The sequence below is a fragment of the Photobacterium kishitanii genome (assembly GCF_003026355.1).
Lineage (GTDB): Bacteria > Pseudomonadota > Gammaproteobacteria > Enterobacterales > Vibrionaceae > Photobacterium > Photobacterium kishitanii.
Genome location: NZ_PYON01000020.1, coordinates 1 through 20,702 on the forward strand (window position 1 = coordinate 1; position 20,702 = coordinate 20,702).

Consider the following 20,702-nt stretch of genomic DNA (forward strand, 5'->3'; position numbering starts at 1 on the left):
CTATTATGTATACCGATTCATAAAAGTACCATTCGGCACTTTTATCATATTATTCACTAATAACAACTATAATACTTACTTATATAAATATATGTTATAAACTATCTTTTGAATAATCGACTGATTTTGAGCATTTCTTTTTTTCTTTCAAGATAATATAAAATGCACCAACAATAAACGCTAGAATGAGTAAAATTTCCATAATTGACCTTTATATCTTAAAACAAATTTAACTGAATATGTCCACCTAATAAGTGGCTGGGATTTGATTACAATACAAACCCACCAACAACTTACATGATTGAACTCATAATACCTCAACTAAGTTATAAAATTGTGATAATTAACAATTAAAATTTACACAATCTTAAAAATTTGCACAAACGTCACACTACAACCATCGTTCTTGAGCGGTAAAACTCACAGAAAGCCATGTTTCACCTAACTCATCGGAAAGCTGATCCCATATCTTTTGCCGAATATAATCTTGTCGTTTTGTTGGCCACTTATGATCATCTTTCACTAAAATATTTATCTCTAGATCGTATTGTCGCCCTATCTTTGCAAAATGATGGGTATAATCATCAAAACCATATTCTTTCGATAGTGCCGCAATAACTTGGTCAACATGCCGTTGTGCGCCATTTTGAGGAGCAACTAACAGTACTTCTTTCATATTACGACATAGAACTTTAATCGGTAAGATAGACGCAAATAAAGCTAAAGCTGTCACCAAGATAGGATCGATATAGGCATTCCATTTACTGTACCCTAACCCATTACAAATAACGACAGAAACAAAGCCCACTAAAATAGCGGCACTCAAAATACCATCAATTAACCATTCTTGAGAGTCAATACGAACTAATTCAGAGTCAACACTAGATGCAATATGACTTTCAATTACATAAATACTAAAACAACTGATTGTTGATAACACCGCATATATAAGTGCATCTTTAAGAATGATATCATGACCACCATTTAAGATAGTTTGAATTCCAGTTATAAAAGCAAACATACATGTAACTAGAATAATTACACCATTAACTACACTTATCAATGGCTCAAAATGAGCATAACCAAATTGAAATTGTGCATCATCCGGTTTAGTCACTAAATAAGCCGTATATAAATTAAGCCCTGTCATCCCCATGCTTAATAATGAAAACAGACCATCAAGTAAAATCGCATTAGACCCAACGTAAAACCCATAGCTAATACCTAATGTTGCAACAAAAACCGTCCCCACTAGGGATAATTTAAGCGCTGCACGTTCTTTACTAACTTTACGGTGAGTAACCATAATATCCTCCATAAAATAATATCCTTACTATATTTAAGGTGATTGGTTATTGATTACGCCGTAAAAATATTTATCATAGATAACGACGATATAAATATCATTCTATTAAATATAGTATTTAATACAAATTAAGTCTTACCGTTGATAAATAATTCTAAAGATAAGAAAAAAGAAATTATTAAATCATTAACAATCATAATGTTAATTAATAAAAGAAGTGCGTTTCATTTGGTTATTCTTGTCGAATCAATTCTAAACGCTCAACATCAGTATAAAATGTCACCATTTTTATACGACTTATAGCATATTCAAAACTGCTTTTCTGACACATTTCTTGCGATGAGGTAGTTATTCTATTTCGAGGTTGTCGTTCAATGTTACGATTATATTGTCGTTCCAATTCCGTACAATTAGCATAACGCTGACAAGCATTATAACGATCTTCTTTTAACGTTAACCAATGTGCTTCAAATTGATATAACGCATTATGTAATTGATCCATATTATCATCAGTTATTTTACCTTTTAATGCATTAACTTGTTGTAATTGCATTGAGATAAAATTATTAAAATAATCGTTAGATTGTGTCGCTAAGTATTTATCACAATGATTATCATAACGAATATTGGCACTTTTATTTAGTTCCGCAACATCAGCAGATGAGCATGCTATTGTGAGGAACAATGTGCAGAGTAACGAGAATGGCCTCATATTACCCTCCAAATAATAAGTATTAACATCATTATGACGTACTCATTATAGGAGCGCTTTAATAATGTAAGATATCTTATAATTAAGATTTCTAAATATAAAAACCAGCGATGTTAAATAACATCACTGGCTATACTTTATTTAAGACATTATTATTTATTGCGTTTTAAATATTTGAACAGTTTCAAGTTTAGTCATTTTACGAATTTGACGCCAAACAAAATAGAAGATCCCCATCATCATGAGCATTGATGGAATAGCAATGACAGGATAACTTAATAACGTCATTCTTCCGAGTTCTTCATTAAATGCTTCAGTCCCAGCAGGACTTGTTACAATAACAGTCGCTAGAATGTAATTCATGATCGATGAGAAAACAAAAGTACTCGCAAATAAATAATTTGATTGAACTAAGCAACGATCAAATGCTTGCTGTTGGTTAAACTCCATTAATTTTTGCTTTATAAGGCCCAAATTCAAAATACTATCGTTAAAAATCATTTTTGTAACAATAGGATATTTAGTAAAAGTGGACCCAAGTACAACAACACCAATGATACCTGGAATCAAAGCTTCCTTAACAGCTAGCCATTGAGTATCAAGCTCTAATACACCAATTCCACCAGTAAGTAATACGCTCACAATACCGAGTATTGCTATAAAGTTAAATTTTTTCTTTTTTAATAACTCATAACCACCGAATGCCACAGGAAAAGCTAAAGCAACTAATAGTGCCCCTACCGATCCTAGACGGTCATCACCACTCATTTTCATTAAAATGATTGATGGAACTACGACGTTAAAAATAATTTCATTCAACGGATTGGTTTTCTTTTCGGCCATAATTCCTAATAATTTCCTTTATTCATAATTATGTCACTTTGAACTTATCGCAATAACAATATCTCGTAATACTGAACAACTACTCCCTAACTTATTGCTAGTACAATAGTTATTCTAGTTAAAGCTTAAAGATCTGCTATTTTTCTATTTTGATTGTTTCGTTTATCCATATGACTGTAAAGAACAATATCGTTACAAACCATTAAAAATTATAATCAATGTAACGATATGCGATTACAGGTAATGATTAAAAACTACCATTGACCGTTAAGCTTGCGATAATAGCCAAAGTACATGCACATGCTAACATCGCTAACACGGGTTTTGTTTTAGTGAGTAATGACATTAACCATAATCCTGTCGCCACTAACAAACAGCCAACACTTACAACACGCAAGATAAAAGGTAATAAAATACCATGATGGGTTTGTTCGATAAGCATCGCTACATCTAAACTTGCAACGATAAGTACGATTAACCCAATAAATGTCCCCAAGACCGGTAAGGCTAAATTTAGAGGCTCCACCTTATGTTGTGCTTTCACTAACATCGTATGTGCTAATAGACTACCGCCAAAGCCGACACTAAAAATAATCGTCATCACGGCACCAATATTACCGCTGTTAGCACTAAAGCTTAAAATATCAATGATATAAGCAATGCTCCATAGCAACATTACAACAACGATTGCTTTTCGAGCTCTCTCTTTACCAAGTAAACGATTTTCACACAAACTATAAATTAACGTTAATGCGACAAATACCAATACAAACACAACAGCACTAGAATTTGTGACATTAATGCTCGATTGCATCATCAACGTGGCTTCACGAATTAATAGCGAAGCAATTAATAACCAACTGATCAAAGGTAATTGCTTTATCACACGGTCATGCTGCCCAAAACATAATTTACCCGATAACATTACACCACCAATAATGATGAACGCACCTATCGCAAATTGTTCTAGTACTTCCGACAGCAATATCGACCAATCATTCCACTGCATAAATTATAAATACCATGTTACATGTAACTACAGCTAACTAGCTGTTTTACATTGTTTTGTTTGTTGTTACGATTTATTGATGTTTAACTATCAATAAATCGCCATAAGTTTAATATTATTACCTTTTAATACAGCTATTTACTATAAACTATCTGAGTAATATTGCTGTTTTTTGCACTTCCACAACTTAATGCCATATTTTTCCGTATTAACGTGGCATTTTGCGATTGAACCTTGGCTAACATTGCTTTTAACTCAGCAACCTCGCTTCTAAGCTCTCGGTTGCGCTCTTTATATTCATTGAGTTCAGTGTGCTTGGCATCACGCTGTTGTCGAACACCTTTATTAACACCACCCTTAATGCGCTCTAACAGGTCAGGACAATCACGATGAATCAACGCTCGGCTTACACCAGCTTCTTCGGCAACGGCTGCTACACTCATTTTACGTTTGTCAGAGACAATATTAGGGCGAGCTTTTTCAATACGAATAATGGCAAGTCGAACTGCTTTGTGTGTCGTTTTTTCTTTTTGGTTAGACATTTATCACCTCAATATGCTCTCTCTGATTAATCTCTTGCTTCATGGCTTCAACATCAACCCCCAAAGCTGTTAGCACCTTTTCACAGCGCCCCATACCTTTTCTAATGGACTCTCTGCCAATCTCCCCAATGTCATCCAACTGCATCAGCTTCATTTGTTGAACCAACATTCCCTCCCAATAAGGCTGATGCCGCTTGTCCACAATGCCACTTTCACAACTATCAGGTTTACCGCATTTACACTCGTCATCATTGGTACACCATCCAATGCCTGTTGAACGGATGGGAATTGAGCTAGAGTAGGCTTTAGCCATATCACTGAGAGAGCCAAAGACTTTAATCAGTTCACCATCTTCACGGACTTGCATGATTTTTTGAGCCATAGCTCCCCCTGTAATGGGTGTATCTAGCTCAAACCAATCTTGCTTAATTTCTTCTTCAACCAGATATTTCTCTTGGAGCAATTCTTTAAATAACTCAGAGTCCAGATCATCGTTAAAGGCATATAAGGCGGTCATGGTGATAGACCAGTGCTTGAAGTGGTCTTTTAATGCTCTCAAATCACCTAACTCTGAATGCACTGCATAATTAGCAAAGGTGCGTCTAAACTGATGCGATGATAGATTCCAATCACTAGCAACTTGCTTGCATAAATTTGGCAACCTAAGATCTGTAATGGACTGTCCAGACAGGATGCTAATCTTAGTCTGCGCGGATTTCGCTAGACAAATGTGGTCTGAAATCTGTTCAAGGCGATGCACCTCTACATAGTCATTGCTTGCTTTTGCTTTCACTAAATTACGCTCAAGTTGCGCTTGAAGTGGCACACTCAGTTGACCAAGGATATCAATCGCTTGAGTAGCAATCTCTGGGGCAATCCACTCTGCCAACCCTGTATGCGTTTTTTCAGATACCGTTTCGATATAGTAATAGATGATGTCATCTCGCGTTTCAGAGCGATACGCCCCACGCTTAATACCTAGCACTTCATGGATGCGCATACCTGTAGTAAGCAATAACCAAAAGATACAGCTATCTCGCAGTAGTAATGATTCTTTGCTTCCTGTTGATGCCAGAATTTCATCAGTTCTGTCTAGGTATGACTTAGTAAACTGGCACAGTGGAATTAACACCCCATCTGGAATAATAGGCGTTTTGGGCTTACTGATTGTTTCTTTATAAGCCTCACCAACATTTCCCGCTTGTTCGGTGGCGCTTGATTCAGACCAAGGGTGTTCTTTTACAAAATCAAACGCTTTGCAATAACGATACAAGTTATCTAGGGCAATAAATTTATTCGCTTTAGTGCCTGCCGCCAGTGGTTTAATTTCACCCTTTCGCTTTGAGGTAAGGGTATTTACATATTTAACATAGGCATTGGACGTAAAAGCGGTGAGTCCATGTGTCACTGTGGTATCTGAACTCAAAACCCACTGAAAATAAGTTTTCAAATTTTTTAAAATACCTCGCAGAGAGGCAATCGCCAAATCCTCTTTCATCTTGCTCCACACTACCCATTTTGCCATGCGCTTCATTTGAGTATCTGAAATAGTGGCAAAGTTAAGTTTCAAGTGACTCGCTACAACGGCTTTAGTGCCTTGACTGGCTGGAAACACCCATTCATCTTCCTCAAATCGAGAATAGGTTTGATACTCACCATTGGCGAGTTTAATGTAGGTCACGATACCCGTCAGACTACCATCAATGGCTCGCTCTAGTGTGCTATCGCTTGGCTTTGGGCATTGCTGAGTAGCGAACTCAGCTTGCGTGAGTATTAACTCAATTGAACTCATTGTGTCACCTTTAACATATCTAGATTTTGCCAGTACGGATGTGGGTTGGTTCTTGCACGTTCTTTTTCAGCCGCTACACGCTGCAATTGACCAAGTTTTGCAAACTCAGGGACAACTTCTTCATCCACAATTCTGAGAACATTCTTTAAATGGCGTTTCCAATCTTTACGTCCAAATTCATCACGGTTGCGAATAATCGCCCAATAAAAGCTAAAGAGCTTATATAAATCATCACCTGTAATAACGAAGCTCTTACAACGGAAACACCCTAGAAGGTCATTGCAAAACATGCCATCTTTCGGTGCTTTATCACCATTTTTTGGGTCTTTACAACGCCCCACAGGGCTTCTAGTTTCGTCACTGGTCAACTCTTTGACTCGTATCTCGCCCATTAAGCCTAAGTTGCGCTTTGATTGCTCAGGGGCTTGTAAATAGTGATCAAGCGTTCCAGTTCCACTGTGCTTGGCTTGCTGTGCGGCAACCAGTAAGCTCTCTCCACTTAGCTCGTAGATGCCATTAATGAACGTCTTGCGAAAGCGACTTACATTGAGCTTCATCGTCCGTCCATCTTCATCTTTTAGGTCGTACTGTTTGACGAATCTGTTGATATTTACTAGAAGTAGCTCTTTAGATAAGGAAGTAGCACAGCCTCGCTTTGTACCTCTGCCCCCCCTTGTAATCTCATAGGTAAACACTAAATCGCTATCGGTAGTCTCTCTTATTTGGGCATTGCGCTCAATAATAGCCTCAATCAGATAAGCCACATCGAGCTTAATCCCTTGCACTACCTCAAGTTCTTCTGATTTACGCAAGTTATGTAACTGCGTTGCATTGCCTCGTTTTTTGAATACAGTTAACAACTTGCGGTTGTCTTTGAGTGGATGGTCACTCAATGCCTCCGTTGTCATATTGAGAAGCGGTGAGGTGTTGATACCCGTTTGAATCGCTACAGCCAATAAGCACACCGTTAATTCATAACCTGACAGTGGTTCAGTCTTATTATAAATAGGCTTAATCGCTTGCTTTAGCGCAACCACCACCTGTCTTTTTTCATGTTCAGTAAGTGGCTTTTGCCCTCCGAAACCACGCTTGTTTGATTTTGGAAATGGGTTCTTTGGGAAGAAATCACTGTTTAGATTGATGTCACCAACAGCCGACCAGTAGCCCTTTTCTTTCATGCATACCAGCAGTGACTTGATAAATGTATAAGTAGTTTTTTGAGAACGATACCCTAATTCGCTGCCTTTAAGGTGCAGCAAATACTGCTCGATTAACTCTGGAGTAATATCCGCCTGCGTTAAGTCCTCACCAGTCGCACAGCGAAATAGCGCAAGGTATTCAGCAAAATTGGTAAAGCCGCTAGATAGATAATTTAGTTGAGTTTGCTCTGTAAAAGCATCGGTATTTTTCAGCAAGGCTTTAGCGGTGTAGAACACTCGATTGGTGATGTCGTCATAACCCTTGCCATAGTGAGGGGTAAAATCGACATTATAGCCTTTACCACCTTTTGAACCGAGATTGGGATAGTTCACAACAGGGTTGATTGGTCGAACAGACTCTTGATTTTGAGCTGCATCAATTGTTGGTTCAACCACCGATGTTTTCTTGAGCTTGTCTTTGTTAATCGTCAGATTTTTTCGTTGTCTCGCCATGCTTCACCTACACAATCGCATCAATTTGTTGTTGATATTCAATCGACAAGTCATCGACTAAATCATTAACCAAGTGCAAATATTTCATCGTTGTTGTGATACTCGAATGCCCAAGTCGAGCCTGTAGGTACATCAACGGTTCAAACTTACTGCTTTTGCGCTCCAACAACCCTTTGAGCATGTGCGTTGCATAAGTGTGTCTTAGCATGTGAGGGGATACATGAAAGGGTAAATCAAGCAACTTGAGTGCCTTGCCAAAGGCTGAGCCTTGAGAAGTCCACTCTTGACCATCAGACGTTAAAAACAGGCAATCTGACACCACTCCTGATTCTTGTTGTTTCTGAAATCGAGCCTCATTGGCATAACGCCACAAGTCTTCCATCAGTCTTGATGGAATGTGTATCTTGCGCTCTTTTTCACCTTTGGTTCGTGAGATATTAACTTCGTAGTAAGTTCGATTTCCAGTAGGTTTTCGTATTAAGTGCAAAGGGAAAAGCAGCAACTCTTTGCGTCTAATTCCTGTCTGTAGACATAAGCGAACCATCAGTTTTAGTGTTGGGTTCTCTATCGCAGATAACAGCTCTTGAACTTCAATAGCCGATAAAAACTGTGCTTTTTTCTCAAAAGTCTTCATCATCAAATCAGAGCTGTATTTCTTGCCGCCATTTCTCTCGGTATGAGCGAGAAACTGTTGGCTTTTGCTCACTGAAACGGACTCTAGAGAGTAAGGTAATGAGTCACACCACTTACCAACACCATAAGAGTAAAAACGTACTATCGTTCTTAAATTTTGATTGGTTGAATTAACGGACATACCAAATTCACCAACACAAAGATCACGATAGGCACTAACTAACATTTCATCTTCACTGTTTTCGGAAATATCTCGCCAATCTAAATTATTCTGTTCACAGAAAGTCAGGAATTGGCTTAAATGATTACCATACGTCCACCAAGTATTCTCACTATTCACTCGACCTCGTTTTAAACACTCATATATCAAAAACTGCATTGCCTCTACACAAAGCATCCCAGATTCAATTCCTAATTCTGGATTGTCAGCTTCCCAAGTTAGTAAAGGAAAGTTAGCGAATTTAACGCAGTCTATCTCAAAGTCAGATGTGGATTTGATGCAAAGCATAAGCGCTCAATATTATACTGTATGTAAATACAGTATAATCGTGCAATTCATGCTTTGCTACAAAACAAACGATTTTTATGCGTACATGGGCATGTAACACGTTTCTGGACAGAAATGAGTTAGAGTCTTTACTTTAGCTTTTGAGGTTTGGATTAGGAAATATATGGCTAACTCTCTAATGAGTAAGAGCTGGCGACTATCACTCTAAAGTCACCATTCAAATCGTTCTTCTGATTGCCTTGACTCTAACTCTTCGTCGACCTTTTCTCGTTTCACCCTTTTTTCTAGCTTGATAAGTATCTTTTGGGTGCTTTCTACAACATCAGTATTTTCATGAAAAAGAAGTTCCTCAAACATTTCAGCTCTTTGTTCAATTATTGATGCACGTGACCCCCCCCAAGACATTGGGATAGCAGCCCTTTCGTAAGCTTCAATCACTAACCATGGTTCAGAACTTTTACTAACTAGCAATTTTGCTAAGTTGGTTAGTTTAAAATGCTCACCATTCTTCTCATATGGAGTGATCGACGATGCTAGAGCTTTAAATCTATGTATTGGTGATTCTTGGCACCATTCTATAGCCTTATCAATCGGTATCTTCGAGAACGGACTCATTTCTTCAGATAAATGACTAGTTTTAACTTGCTCTAATACATTGTTATCTTTTAAAAAGACATCTAAAGCTTGAGTCGGTTGCAACTCAATTACAGTTGTCAGAAATTCACTGTAGTCAAAGGCATAACATCTATTGTTGGAAATTTCTTCAAATAGTTTTTGGAACAATATGTTGGCATCCTCGCCAGCTTTATCTCCCCTAAAACATATTTTAGCTATCTGTGTCAGAGAATAATTTCGACCACCGTGATCCCGATTATCATGGCTGTAATCATGTTTAAGTAAAAACTTTCTGCATTTATTAATCAAATCGCCACTAAGGATGTAAGCGGTTTGCTGTTCCAAGCCATGAAACCGCATGTTTAGTATATCAATAACTGCTATTTCCCCATTTTCTTGTAGCCAAAGCAGATCCAATATACTAATTAAGTCAGAGTCTGATATTAATTCATGCCGCCTACCACCTGCCATGTTCTGATACATCCAACTTGGAGATGTGTTATTTGTTAATGATGTTATGAGCCTACTCACTGCATCAGCTTCTAAAGGGCAATCTAACTGCACCAATGGGAATATATAATTTACCTTATCATTATTTAGCAAACTTTCTAAAAGAATATGTGCTGTGTCTGGGGCACTGTTATAAATATATTTAACAAAACCACTAATAAAGCTTGAATTTACGTTTTTTATTTCTAGCGTTTCTAGGCAGGTCATTATATCAGCCCAAACCTTTTCAATATCATTTATTCCACTCGCGACCCCATAACCAAACCTAAAGAGATGATGATTATTAGTCCTTATTGTCAGGAGCTTAGCTAACTGATTCATAAGGTAGTCATAATGTTCTTGGGCAACATGTGTACCTAGTTCTTCTGCTAGCTCTTGAGCTTTTTCATACCCCCACTTTACAGTTTCACCTTCTTCATCTATTTCATCAAGACCGTAGAAACTGTGGTTTTTAGAAAACACATATAGATCCATTTGACAGTCTAGATCTGTAGCTGCAATATTAGCCCTCAACAATTCAAGTCGCTCTTTGTGTTCTTTCGTCATTGATTTAGCGTCAAACCGCAATATTTCCCCTAAAGCCAACCAACCTCGTGGCCAACCTCCACTGCTACAGAAACTTTTTGAGATGGACTCGAGAGCGTCATGCAGTTCAGGAGTTCGCCATAGCCTTTTGATGTGATTTGCAAAAATTTCTTTTACACGCTCATCAATAACATGACCTGACGAAGCAAGATTATGAAGCAGCATTAAGTATTCATGATACCAAGAAAGCACTTCACTTCGATTTTGAGGTTCGTAACCAAAATCTCTTGATTTGGCTCCAAAATCAAACTCATAACTTGATGAAAAGTGTGAGGTTTTTAAAGTACTATCAAGCAACTCATACCCTAATTCTCTTTCGCTTTCATTAGCACTATTCACGAGACTATTAATACAAGTCACTCGTCGTTCCAACGTCGCATGCGTACCAGAGAGATAAAGCTGAAATAAACTACAAAGTAAGCTTCTAACTGAGTTATTGTTTTCGCCACTTTTTTCAGATAATGCAAAACCACAAAGAAGAGCAAAACATTGACTGAAAAACTCATCCTCATACGCAAGAGAACGTAGAAGCCTTGTAATTGATATATACTGTGGATTGTTCCGAGTTAAGAAAGTAGCATTTAGCTCTGCTCTTCGCTCTAGATAAGTGAGTATTTCATTTGGAATAATTGGAGCAATATTGACCAGTAATGAGATCGATAAATCATCTTCACCTTTATTGAAGAGTAAATCTAACACCCCATCAGGTTTTAACCATATTGATGATAGTTTAACCGCTTCCTCACTATCATTTAGATACCCAATACGACGTGAAAATGATTTAAGCAATCTAGGTTGCGTATCGCTATTGATAAACTTTAAAACATTTGAATGTGGGATATTCTGTAATGCTAAGCGGGCTAATCTATTTGCAATAGGGTGAGGTAATATAGCCATCCAAATACTACGTTCCTGCGCTAAGTTTCGTCGCTTTAACTCTTTGGCAAACTTATACATTTCATTAGGAGGAAGCATCACTATTTCACCAAGCAACTTTAGCTCTTCACTAAAATCATCTTCCGCTTCCAACTGAAACGAATAAGCTAATGATAGGGCCTCAGCGGCTTTTTCTAAGCCAGTGTCAGAATCATGACGTTGGTAAAATAGCCGTTTAAACAACTCCTCATCTTTTAGTCTGGATATGTTTTCATCTTTTTCAACGGTAGAAGCAAGTGCATTAGCTACTCTTGCGTTACCTCCTGAGAACTTAGCAATTATCCCAGCAGTTTGCTTACTTAAATATGGAAATCTTGACGAAACCATCACCTCAATAAGTTCACTAGAACTTGGCTCTAAAGTATAGACTTCAGTTTGCTCTGGCTGATCTTCCCTAACGTCGTACTCAATAGTTAGGATACTAGCTTTACTATTGTTACTTTTACATAAATTAGTTAGTTCTCGATGTAAATCGGGGGCACAGTTATCCACTATAACAATGGACTTGGTATTATCTTTAACAAGCCGCTCTACTATGACTCGTGGAATAGGTGAAGGGGATAAGCTGATATCTGAATAGAAAACGGTCTCTTTATCAAGAGGACTTTCTCCGATTCGCTCATCAAACAGTGCTTGAACGAAACGTGTTTTACCTACACCTGACAACCCGACTAACCGTATAGACGCGCCAGCTTTAAGTAAACGCCCTCGGAGCAAATTCAATGCATCAACTGTAGCTAAACCTTCAGAGTCTGTAGAGGAAGAACTATGAAGGCGTACAGCTTTATCTAATATGTATTCTTCCTCAATTCCCTTTGGGCATTTAGCCCAATTGTCGTATTCCTCCCAGCCACTATACTCCCTTCCAAAATTAGCTCGTAACCAGCAGGCTTGTTTGGATAAAGTATCTTCTGCCACAAACTTCAAAATATGTTTATATATATCGTCTTGTTTTGAGGATGGCTTACTTATATTAATATGATGAGTATCTACTGGAATAGCCCGTTCCTTTAAACCTGGATCAGAGCTATCAAGCTTAACTATCCTTCCAAACATCAGATATGGCTTAGTTTCAACCAAAACTAGATGCCTAATTCCTTTATCGTTACACCACCCTCGATACCAAGTATTCAATTCCCGAAGTGTGGCATCATTTCGCTCTAATGAAGCAGTTGCCGCTGAAGGTTGATGCAAGAACAGCTTGAGGAATATTCTTACCAAAAGAGAGTTACCTGTTTGTGCTAGATCTGCACCAGTGTGAGGTGAACCTAAAAATGCCACACCAGTAACTCTATTTACAAGTTCAATCGCCCCCCTACGCCCACCTTGATCGCTTGCTAATCTAAGTATTTGTTTAATAATTAGTCCGCCTAGGCTATGACCTACTAGTATTAGCTCGCCCTTACTTAGTTGCTGTTCGGTTAAGAGTGTCTCTAGTACGTTTTGTGCTCTATCTAGGAGACCCATTCCCGAATCTCGCACAGTTAACTTAGGAGCCTCGTAACCAACCGACCAGATACATGTATCTTCTATATCTTCATGTAACCACTTAGGCCAAAAGACTTTTTCTGAATTATTCGATTGCCATGTTGTTTCAACATCACCACCTAATCCATGAATAAACACAACATGTTTTCTAGCTAAAGAATCGCCAGACATCAATCGCAAGTCAGCCATGCAAACCTCTATTGGTATAAATATTATCGTTCAAATTTTATCCCAAATATTAATTATCTAATAGCTTTTATTTCAATAGGTTGCATATAATAAAAATAAGGCTAAACATTAGTATTAGTGCGTACAATCGTGGCTAGTCATCAGCTAAGATATTAGATCACTAACTTGAATTGTTTAATAGTAAGAAGGATAGTTAAACTCTCACCTACCACATTAGTTTTTGTAGGGTGAAAAACTGTGAACTGACTGTAAGTGAAATGAATACTCAACTCATTTTGGGGCAGAAATGAGTTTGCTAACATTGCCTTATTCGATCTCTATCAGCAAAAAAATACGTCTCCTACAATAACAATGCTTTCTTTCAGTTCATCCGCACAATCTTAGATATTAACCATTATAACTAACGTTACACTTCGAGGGATACATAACATTTTAACTCCTAATACAGTCTTACTCTAGACATAACAAATAGACAAATAAAATCAATGCCTAAGCCATAACGTATTTTAACAAAAGACTATTTTGCCTAATTGTCTGAACTAGTGCAAAAGTCTTTGATACAAAAAAACAAATTTGCATATCAAAATAATCACTGTCGGTATTAATCAAAACCATAGAGCAAAAAAACAATAAGCCATTTACCCTGAGAGTATATAAAACAAAACAGATAACTAAAAAATATCATTGACCAGAGTAAAATTTACTTTTGTATGATATATGTATAAAAAAAAGCAATGATCATATGATTTTTGGGATTTAGGTGGATAAAAGATTGACGAAAGATGATTGAAACGGGTATCTTATTTTTTATAGTGAAATAAGATTTGGCGTGCAGTGTTAAATCCTATTTCAAACCAATTATTCGGTACTCTATATCACTGACATAGTGTCGCTCTCATTTTGATGAGGCCCACTCAACATAGAGTAAAGTCACTACTTTGTCTGCTGATTAATCATCAGACTATTAAAATTAAAGTGAGTAATCAGATGTTTGCAATTATTAACACCAACGTATTTGATGGTAAAACAATTCAAGAAAACCAAGCCATCTTTATTGAAAACGATCTTATTTCACATATTGTTCCAATGTCAGCTGTCGCAGCAAATGAGTTACCCGCAGAAACATTTGATGCTAAAGGTTTATTAGCATCTCCTGGTTTTATTGATGTACAACTAAATGGCTGTGGTGGCGTATTGTTAAACACTGCCATCAGTAAAGAAACGCTTGATATTATGAACCAAGCAAATCTAAAAAGTGGTACTACGCAATTTTTACCTACCTTCATTACCAGCGATGCGGAGTCTATGGTTGAAGTGCTTAACATGGTAGATGCTATTGAAGATCCAGCCCAGCAAGGCGTATTAGGTTTACACCTTGAAGGTCCTTTCATTAGTACAGAAAAGAAAGGCGCACACCGTGAAGAGTTCATTCGTGAGCTAGATAAGAAAACAGCCCAATATTTAGCGGATAATGCAGATAAAATCTGTGTATTAACAGTAGCACCAGAAAATACATCACAAGAAGTGATTGATATTATTCGTAATGCAGGTATTACCGTATCTCTAGGCCATACTAATGCAAGCTACGACCAAGTTGCAGAAAAAGAAGGCCTAACTATGGCTACTCACCTTTACAATGCCATGACACCACTAGGTTCTCGTGAGCCAGGCGTTGTTGGTTACATCTTTGATAAAAAACCGCATGCCGGCATCATTGTTGATGGTATTCATGCCTCTTACCCATCTGTACGTATCGCACACGATATTTTAGGCGAGCAACTATTTATGGTAACAGACGCGGTTGCTCCAGCGGGTACAGACATGACTGAATTTGATATGGCTGGTTTACACGCTTACGTAACTGATGGCAAATGTCATTATAAAGACGGCACTATCGCAGGTTCAGCTGTTACTATGATTCAAGGTCTAAATAACCTTATTGACCACGTTGGTCTTACTCGTGAAGAAGCACTACGTATGGCAACGCTATACCCTGCAAAAGCAATCAATGTTGATAATGAATACGGCTTATTAAAAGCAGGCTACAAAGCTAATATCACCTTGCTATCTGACGATAACCAAGTTAAGCATGTTTACCAAATGGGTAAAAAAGCATTCTAATTTAAGTTAATATCTCAAAAAGCAAAAAGGCTGCTGTTCTTTAAACAGCAGCCTTTTTTAATAATATTCGTTTTAATTAAATCTTCGTGGCTGTAGCCGTAGATGTCATCAATGCTGATTCTTGCTGTGTCGATGTAGAAAAAACAACTGTATTTCGTTTAGTTGCAACAGACATTTGATATTCTCTCAACTTAAAGTAGCAGTAACTAACAACGATAGAGAAAAACAAATAAGACAATGAAAACACAAACGGTGAACTCATCATGTTTGTTTGAACCACCCACATCACTCCAGTAACAGTAACCGCTAATTTAGCCGTCATCGCAACAAGTAACATCAATAAGGCTAATTGTGGGTAACGCGTTGCACGAAAAGCCAACCAATACGCAGTTCCTATCGCTATAGCTGCAATACCAAAGCCCGCTACAAATGAATGAAAATGCTCACCTGATAGTATACCTGCCACTACGGATAACAACATAATCAACCCAAAGATCATATTTTCCCTCACTTATAATATGTTAGAACAGCTCAATGTAGTCCCTGAAGGTATTTTCTCATCTAAATACCATTTTGTATATATGGAGTAAAAGATTTCACTTATGAAATTAAAATAATCAATCATATAAAAAAACCTTAAGTCATTGTTACTAAATAAGTATAGCCAAGGAATCCAATGATAATATACTTAATAGCAACTATATCCGCGATCGTAAAAATAGCCATTTATAGGTTTTAATTCTCAAAAAACAACAATAACCAGCGTTTTATACAACTAACCATCCCACACTACATCAATAAATCCCTATTTAATATCGAATAATGTGGTGGCTTTTTTTATTTTTAAAATACAACAAAAAAACCGCTATAAGTATTGTGTACTTATAACGGCTTAAAAAAACTAATGGATAACGATGAGCATAAATATACTGACAGCAAGCACTATTGCACCAACGGTCAATAATAATTCAAAGATATGTTTTGGCATATTACACCACTGATTCAGCTACACTGTAACTTATTGCAGTCAATAAATACCATCTGCTTTTATAATAAGCTTGAGGAATTAACCCTTTGTTTCTAGAACAATAGTATAGCTATCAATGCTAAATATTAGCTGAACAACCTACCGCTGAATATTGAAAATCGTATAGATATTCATCCAATAGATTAATTACTCTATTAATTCATATTACGCGCCATGACTCATCACTATTGGTCTATTACCATCAACAACTGCACTGTAATTCAATCATCATCACTAAAAAAACAATAAACTCACCATTTATCTATAATTCAAATGGTTAATACTCTATCTTCATTAGCCCATGATGGCGCAATAATTGGTATTAATGGCAATGTTACAAACAACGTTAATTACGCATAAACTATCACGCTAAGTTGACATAAAAACCACACTATTATCTGCATGTTGTGGCATCATAATTAATTCAATACCATCCACCATTCGCATAGTTATTTTGTTACACATAAGAAAATACTATACTTATGATTTAATAGTGGTTTTTAGTAGTTCGCTGTATAATGCTCAACCTTAATTATTCAGCTATCACAGTACGGAATCCAATGAGTAAAATATCAACCTTTTTAAAAGGCATGGCAATGGGCGCAGCTGATGTTGTTCCTGGCGTGTCAGGCGGTACGATCGCATTCATCACCGGCATTTACGATACGCTGCTTGAAAGTATTCGTCGTATAAACCCTAGTTTAATCGGGGTAATACGCAAAGGTGGCATTAAAGCAGCATTTGAGCACGTTAACGGCACATTTTTAATCTGTCTCTTTGGCGGTATTTTAACGAGTATCTTTACGTTTGCTAAATTAATTACCTGGATGCTTCATACTCATCCAATTCCACTTTGGTCATTTTTCTTTGGCTTAATTATCATTTCAGTTATTCACATGCTTAAACAAGTAGATAAATGGAGTATTAGCCGCTTTATTGCCATTATTTTTGGTATCGCCTTTGCTTATGGTATTACCGTTCTGCACCCAGTGGCGATGGATCCAACACCACTAAATATTCTTATTGCCGGCGCTATTGCGATTTGTGCAATGATTCTACCTGGCATATCCGGAAGTTTTATTTTACTTCTTCTTGGTATGTACGCCCCTATCTTAGCAGCAGCAAAATCAGTAGATGTAGTTACATTAGGGTTATTTGCTGTCGGTTGTGTCATTGGGCTATTAACATTCTCACATGTACTTTCGTGGATTCTACGCAGCTATCGTGATATTGCACTTACACTACTAACCGGTCTAATGATTGGTACCCTAGGTAAAATTTGGCCGTGGAAAGAAGTTATCTCATGGCGTACAAACTCACATGGTGAGCAAGTACCACTAATTGAGCATAACCTTTCACCATTTAGCTATGAGCATGTTACAGGGCATCCTGCGTTGTTAGGCTATGCTATCTTTGCCATGATTTTAGGACTAGCTGTTGTATGGGGTCTTGAAAAATACGCTGAACATAACGACGACTAATTACGAATACCAGACAATACATAGAAGCAGCCCATGTGGCTGCTTTTTTTATGCTTTTCTTACAATCTATGTTGTTACATCACAAAAAATCATTCATTGCCTACCTTTTATAGACATCTGTATTCATAATTCATTTATCCCAACTAGATTATCTGGGAACATTTAAGGACGAATGAATGAAATACCAATGGATTATCCTTGCTCTTGCTTTAGTCGCAGGCCTATTTACTCGCTACATGATGGATAGTAACGATCCAGATATTGCACGTGAGCCTTACTACCCAATGAACTTTTTAGAGTCTGGTACACAAGTCATAGACTTATTTGACCAAGAAGACCCGCGTATACGTTTGGTCTATTTTGGTTATACACAATGCCCAGATGTATGTCCGACATCGCTAGCGGTATTGTCAGCGGCTTTAAAAGCTATTCCCCAACAACAACGTGACAAATTATGGCCTATTTTTATATCTCTTGATCCTACTCGTGACACTGCCAATATAACGGCTCAATATGCTGCCTATTTTGATGCCACTATTACAGGTGCTACAGGAACAGAACAACAAATTAAAGCATTGGCTGATACATATAGCGTACTCTATATTAAAAACACATTAGATAATTCTGAAATAAAATACGTTATAGATCACAATTCTTATTTTTATTTTTTAAAACCGAGTGGTGAGCTAATTAAAAAACTTCCGCACATGGCTAGTCCTTCTCAATTAATCGCTACTATTCCGATAATAACAGCAGAGATAAATAACTAATTAATGATATATAGATAACTAACAAGTGAACAAACATATCAAACAAGACTCACATATGCAGTGTTTTATAATTAAACACGCTTTTTTTTCATAACCTAATATAAGTTCGCAATGTTTTTCATTACTTATTTTTTGCTCATTTTTTAATCGATTATGTTATTTATTTGAGTGTTGGCAAAATTTTACATTACCCTGACTTTACCCATTACTAAAAACGAGAAATTACTTGTAACTCCTTATATTAAGCGGGTTTATGCTTGTTCTAAATTAAATATAAATGCAAAAAAACGGTTAAATATGTACTTTTTTTATTCAAAAAAGCGAACTTAATCGGATTTTTTTTTCTCAACCAAAAAAAATTAATGAGCAATTATAACAAGTTATGCCATAATGAATTTGCCAACTCAAACTTTACTTAACAGTTGTAGTGGCTAAATCAATATGGAGATTATATAAAAATGAAACGTACTGTATCTATCTTAGCTGGTGTTTTACTAAGTGCTTCACTTGTAGGTTGTTCTAGCTCTGATGAAGTAAGTCAAATGCAGCAACTAACTAACAAAGTTGACACACTATCTGAGCAAGTTAGTGCACTACAAGGTCAACAAGACCAAATCGTAGGCGCAGTAAATGATTCTCGTGCAGCATCTGACGCAGCATACCAAGAAGCAATGCGTGCTAATAAGCGTATTGATAACATTGCTGGTTCATACACTAAGTAATCAATACTTAGTCGTAAAATACCTAAAGAGATGGCTCATGCCGTCTCTTTTTATTTATACTAACGAATCTTGTTCATTATTAAGTGACCTTAATTAAACCTCTACCATATTATATTCAATAAAAAATAAATATAGCGGCACAATACCGTCCAACCTATACAATATAATAATGATTAGACGTCTTATTGTGATTTTCAATGCACAAAAAAAACGAGATAATTATATCTCGTTTTATGGCAATCTATCTATTATTTAAGATTTTAGGATAACAGGAAGACCTGATTGTTTATCTAACTCTGAGTACAATCGTTGTGTCGCCTTTTTATCACCTTCAATGTCATCCAATAAGACTTTAGGTGCTTCAACACTTTTCTTAACGCCAATTTGAGATTCATCTTTAGATAATGGCGAATGAATTTCCACGATCAACTCACCATCAGGATCACGAGATATTTTTACAGGTTGATTAATAATTTGTACTTGAGTACCTAGAGGAACTTGTGGAAATAACCACTCAACATCCCAAGGATTCATACGAATACACCCACCACTCACTCGCATGCCAATACCGAAATCTTTATTAGTTCCATGAATAAGATATTCGCCATGACCATAAGCTAATCGCATTTTATAATCACCCAACGGATTATCTGGTCCCGCAGGTACAACTGCAGGTAAAATATCCCCTTTTGCGGCGTGCTCTTTACGAATAGATGCAGGTGGTGTCCAGGTTGGATTTTTCACTTTTTCATTAATCGATGTAATCATATTCGGTGTTTCACGACCAACTCGACCAATACCAATAGGAAAAACATAAACAGTAGATGCATCATCTTTAGGAAAATAGTAAAGACGTAATTCTGCAAGATTAACCACAATACCTTTATGTGCTACATCTGGTAGTACAACTTGAGTAGGTATTTGTAATAATTTTCCTGGTTGTGGTAAAAATGGATCAACACCTTTGTTAGCATCCATCATCCCAAGAAAACCCACGTTATACTTATTAGCTATATCAGCAAGGCTATCACCTTGCTTTACTTCATAATATTCTGTTGTACCAACGATATTACTACCATCAGTAGGTAGCTTATATTCTATTGCATGCGCTGCGGATGAGGCTAAACATGTGAGTGACAAAAGTAATGCGCGGTACACGACAATATCTCCGGTTAAGATCTTACAAACATTCAATCATGGATGTAAAACGCTGTAATTAATTATGCATACAATAACTATATCTAATTATTACATGTGTTTT

Annotated in this window: 15 protein-coding genes; 4 read left to right on the forward strand and 11 right to left on the reverse strand. The window is 36.9% G+C overall.

The annotated features are described in order from the left end of the window. Positions 1 to 391 precede the first annotated feature (391 nt). From C0W29_RS17780 to C0W29_RS17820, 9 genes are all read right to left on the reverse strand, one after another. Positions 392 to 1,318, reverse strand: a complete 927-nt coding sequence (locus tag C0W29_RS17780) for a cation diffusion facilitator family transporter (RefSeq protein ID WP_235869045.1) — start codon at positions 1,316 to 1,318, stop codon at positions 392 to 394. 220 nt (positions 1,319 to 1,538) lie between these two features. Then, complete coding sequence (locus tag C0W29_RS17785; protein ID WP_045041261.1) at positions 1,539 to 2,018, reverse strand: hypothetical protein; 480 nt, start codon at positions 2,016 to 2,018, stop codon at positions 1,539 to 1,541. 156 nt (positions 2,019 to 2,174) lie between these two features. Next, complete coding sequence (locus C0W29_RS17790) at positions 2,175 to 2,861, reverse strand: VC0807 family protein (RefSeq protein ID WP_045044730.1); 687 nt, start codon at positions 2,859 to 2,861, stop codon at positions 2,175 to 2,177. 247 nt (positions 2,862 to 3,108) lie between these two features. Then, a complete protein-coding gene (locus C0W29_RS17795; protein ID WP_045041263.1) occupies positions 3,109 to 3,870 on the reverse strand; it encodes a hypothetical protein in 762 nt (253 codons plus the stop codon). A 134-nt stretch (positions 3,871 to 4,004) separates the two neighbouring features. Then, the gene (locus tag C0W29_RS17800; protein WP_045041264.1) at positions 4,005 to 4,412 is read right to left on the reverse strand and encodes a hypothetical protein; all 408 of its coding nucleotides are present in this window, start codon (positions 4,410 to 4,412) and stop codon (positions 4,005 to 4,007) included. Further along, positions 4,405 to 6,204, reverse strand: a complete 1,800-nt coding sequence (locus tag C0W29_RS17805) for a site-specific integrase (protein WP_045041265.1) — start codon at positions 6,202 to 6,204, stop codon at positions 4,405 to 4,407. The genes C0W29_RS17800 and C0W29_RS17805 overlap by 8 nt, the downstream gene beginning before the upstream one ends. Continuing rightward, complete coding sequence (locus tag C0W29_RS17810; protein WP_045041266.1) at positions 6,201 to 7,856, reverse strand: hypothetical protein; 1,656 nt, start codon at positions 7,854 to 7,856, stop codon at positions 6,201 to 6,203. Before C0W29_RS17810 ends, C0W29_RS17805 begins: the two co-directional genes overlap by 4 nt. Positions 7,857 to 7,863: 7 nt before the next feature. Next, positions 7,864 to 8,829: a tyrosine-type recombinase/integrase gene (locus tag C0W29_RS17815; RefSeq protein WP_235869046.1), complete on the reverse strand. Its 966-nt coding sequence runs from the start codon at positions 8,827 to 8,829 to the stop codon at positions 7,864 to 7,866. A 378-nt stretch (positions 8,830 to 9,207) separates the two neighbouring features. Beyond that, positions 9,208 to 13,320, reverse strand: coding sequence for an esterase/lipase family protein (locus C0W29_RS17820; protein ID WP_045066972.1), 4,113 nt, complete (start codon positions 13,318 to 13,320; stop codon positions 9,208 to 9,210). 987 nt (positions 13,321 to 14,307) lie between these two features. On the opposite strand from C0W29_RS17820, the gene nagA reads away from it, so the two are divergent. Continuing rightward, positions 14,308 to 15,441: an N-acetylglucosamine-6-phosphate deacetylase gene (nagA, locus tag C0W29_RS17825; protein ID WP_045044731.1), complete on the forward strand. Its 1,134-nt coding sequence runs from the start codon at positions 14,308 to 14,310 to the stop codon at positions 15,439 to 15,441. Between the two features lie 76 nt (positions 15,442 to 15,517). Here nagA and C0W29_RS17830 read toward each other — a convergent pair whose 3' ends face one another. After that, on the reverse strand, positions 15,518 to 15,940 hold the full coding sequence (locus C0W29_RS17830; RefSeq protein WP_045044732.1) for a hypothetical protein: 423 nt from the start codon (positions 15,938 to 15,940) through the stop codon (positions 15,518 to 15,520). Between the two features lie 1,088 nt (positions 15,941 to 17,028). Here C0W29_RS17830 and C0W29_RS17835 point away from each other — a divergent pair. From C0W29_RS17835 to C0W29_RS17845, 3 genes are all read left to right on the forward strand, one after another. Continuing rightward, positions 17,029 to 17,949 carry a polyprenyl-phosphate transporter gene (locus C0W29_RS17835; RefSeq protein ID WP_107174056.1) on the forward strand — a complete coding sequence of 307 codons (921 nt, stop codon included), beginning with the start codon at positions 17,029 to 17,031 and terminating at the stop codon, positions 17,947 to 17,949. A gap of 176 nt (positions 17,950 to 18,125) precedes the next feature. Continuing rightward, positions 18,126 to 18,719, forward strand: a complete 594-nt coding sequence (locus C0W29_RS17840) for an SCO family protein (RefSeq protein WP_107174057.1) — start codon at positions 18,126 to 18,128, stop codon at positions 18,717 to 18,719. 458 nt (positions 18,720 to 19,177) lie between these two features. Continuing rightward, positions 19,178 to 19,441 (forward strand): Lpp/OprI family alanine-zipper lipoprotein, encoded by a 264-nt coding sequence (locus C0W29_RS17845; protein WP_036790326.1) that lies wholly within the window; start codon positions 19,178 to 19,180, stop codon positions 19,439 to 19,441. A 252-nt stretch (positions 19,442 to 19,693) separates the two neighbouring features. Here C0W29_RS17845 and C0W29_RS17850 read toward each other — a convergent pair whose 3' ends face one another. Then, entirely contained in the window at positions 19,694 to 20,599 is a 906-nt protein-coding gene (locus C0W29_RS17850) for a L,D-transpeptidase family protein (protein WP_045041271.1), read from the reverse strand. Between the last annotated feature and the right edge of the window lie 103 nt (positions 20,600 to 20,702).

What these genes read in the sequence shown, in the direction of transcription:
- C0W29_RS17835 (WP_107174056.1), top strand. Translation starts at nt 17,029, where the DNA reads ATGAGTAAAATATCAACCTTTTTAAAAGGCATGGCAATGGGCGCAGCT.
- C0W29_RS17780 (WP_235869045.1), bottom strand. Translation starts at nt 1,318, where the DNA reads ATGGAGGATATTATGGTTACTCACCGTAAAGTTAGTAAAGAACGTGCA.
- C0W29_RS17800 (WP_045041264.1), bottom strand. Translation starts at nt 4,412, where the DNA reads ATGTCTAACCAAAAAGAAAAAACGACACACAAAGCAGTTCGACTTGCC.
- C0W29_RS17795 (WP_045041263.1), bottom strand. Translation starts at nt 3,870, where the DNA reads ATGCAGTGGAATGATTGGTCGATATTGCTGTCGGAAGTACTAGAACAA.
- C0W29_RS17805 (WP_045041265.1), bottom strand. Translation starts at nt 6,204, where the DNA reads ATGAGTTCAATTGAGTTAATACTCACGCAAGCTGAGTTCGCTACTCAG.
- C0W29_RS17840 (WP_107174057.1), top strand. Translation starts at nt 18,126, where the DNA reads ATGAAATACCAATGGATTATCCTTGCTCTTGCTTTAGTCGCAGGCCTA.
- C0W29_RS17785 (WP_045041261.1), bottom strand. Translation starts at nt 2,018, where the DNA reads ATGAGGCCATTCTCGTTACTCTGCACATTGTTCCTCACAATAGCATGC.
- nagA (WP_045044731.1), top strand. Translation starts at nt 14,308, where the DNA reads ATGTTTGCAATTATTAACACCAACGTATTTGATGGTAAAACAATTCAA.
- C0W29_RS17845 (WP_036790326.1), top strand. Translation starts at nt 19,178, where the DNA reads ATGAAACGTACTGTATCTATCTTAGCTGGTGTTTTACTAAGTGCTTCA.
- C0W29_RS17830 (WP_045044732.1), bottom strand. Translation starts at nt 15,940, where the DNA reads ATGATCTTTGGGTTGATTATGTTGTTATCCGTAGTGGCAGGTATACTA.
- C0W29_RS17810 (WP_045041266.1), bottom strand. Translation starts at nt 7,856, where the DNA reads ATGGCGAGACAACGAAAAAATCTGACGATTAACAAAGACAAGCTCAAG.
- C0W29_RS17790 (WP_045044730.1), bottom strand. Translation starts at nt 2,861, where the DNA reads ATGGCCGAAAAGAAAACCAATCCGTTGAATGAAATTATTTTTAACGTC.
- C0W29_RS17820 (WP_045066972.1), bottom strand. Translation starts at nt 13,320, where the DNA reads ATGGCTGACTTGCGATTGATGTCTGGCGATTCTTTAGCTAGAAAACAT.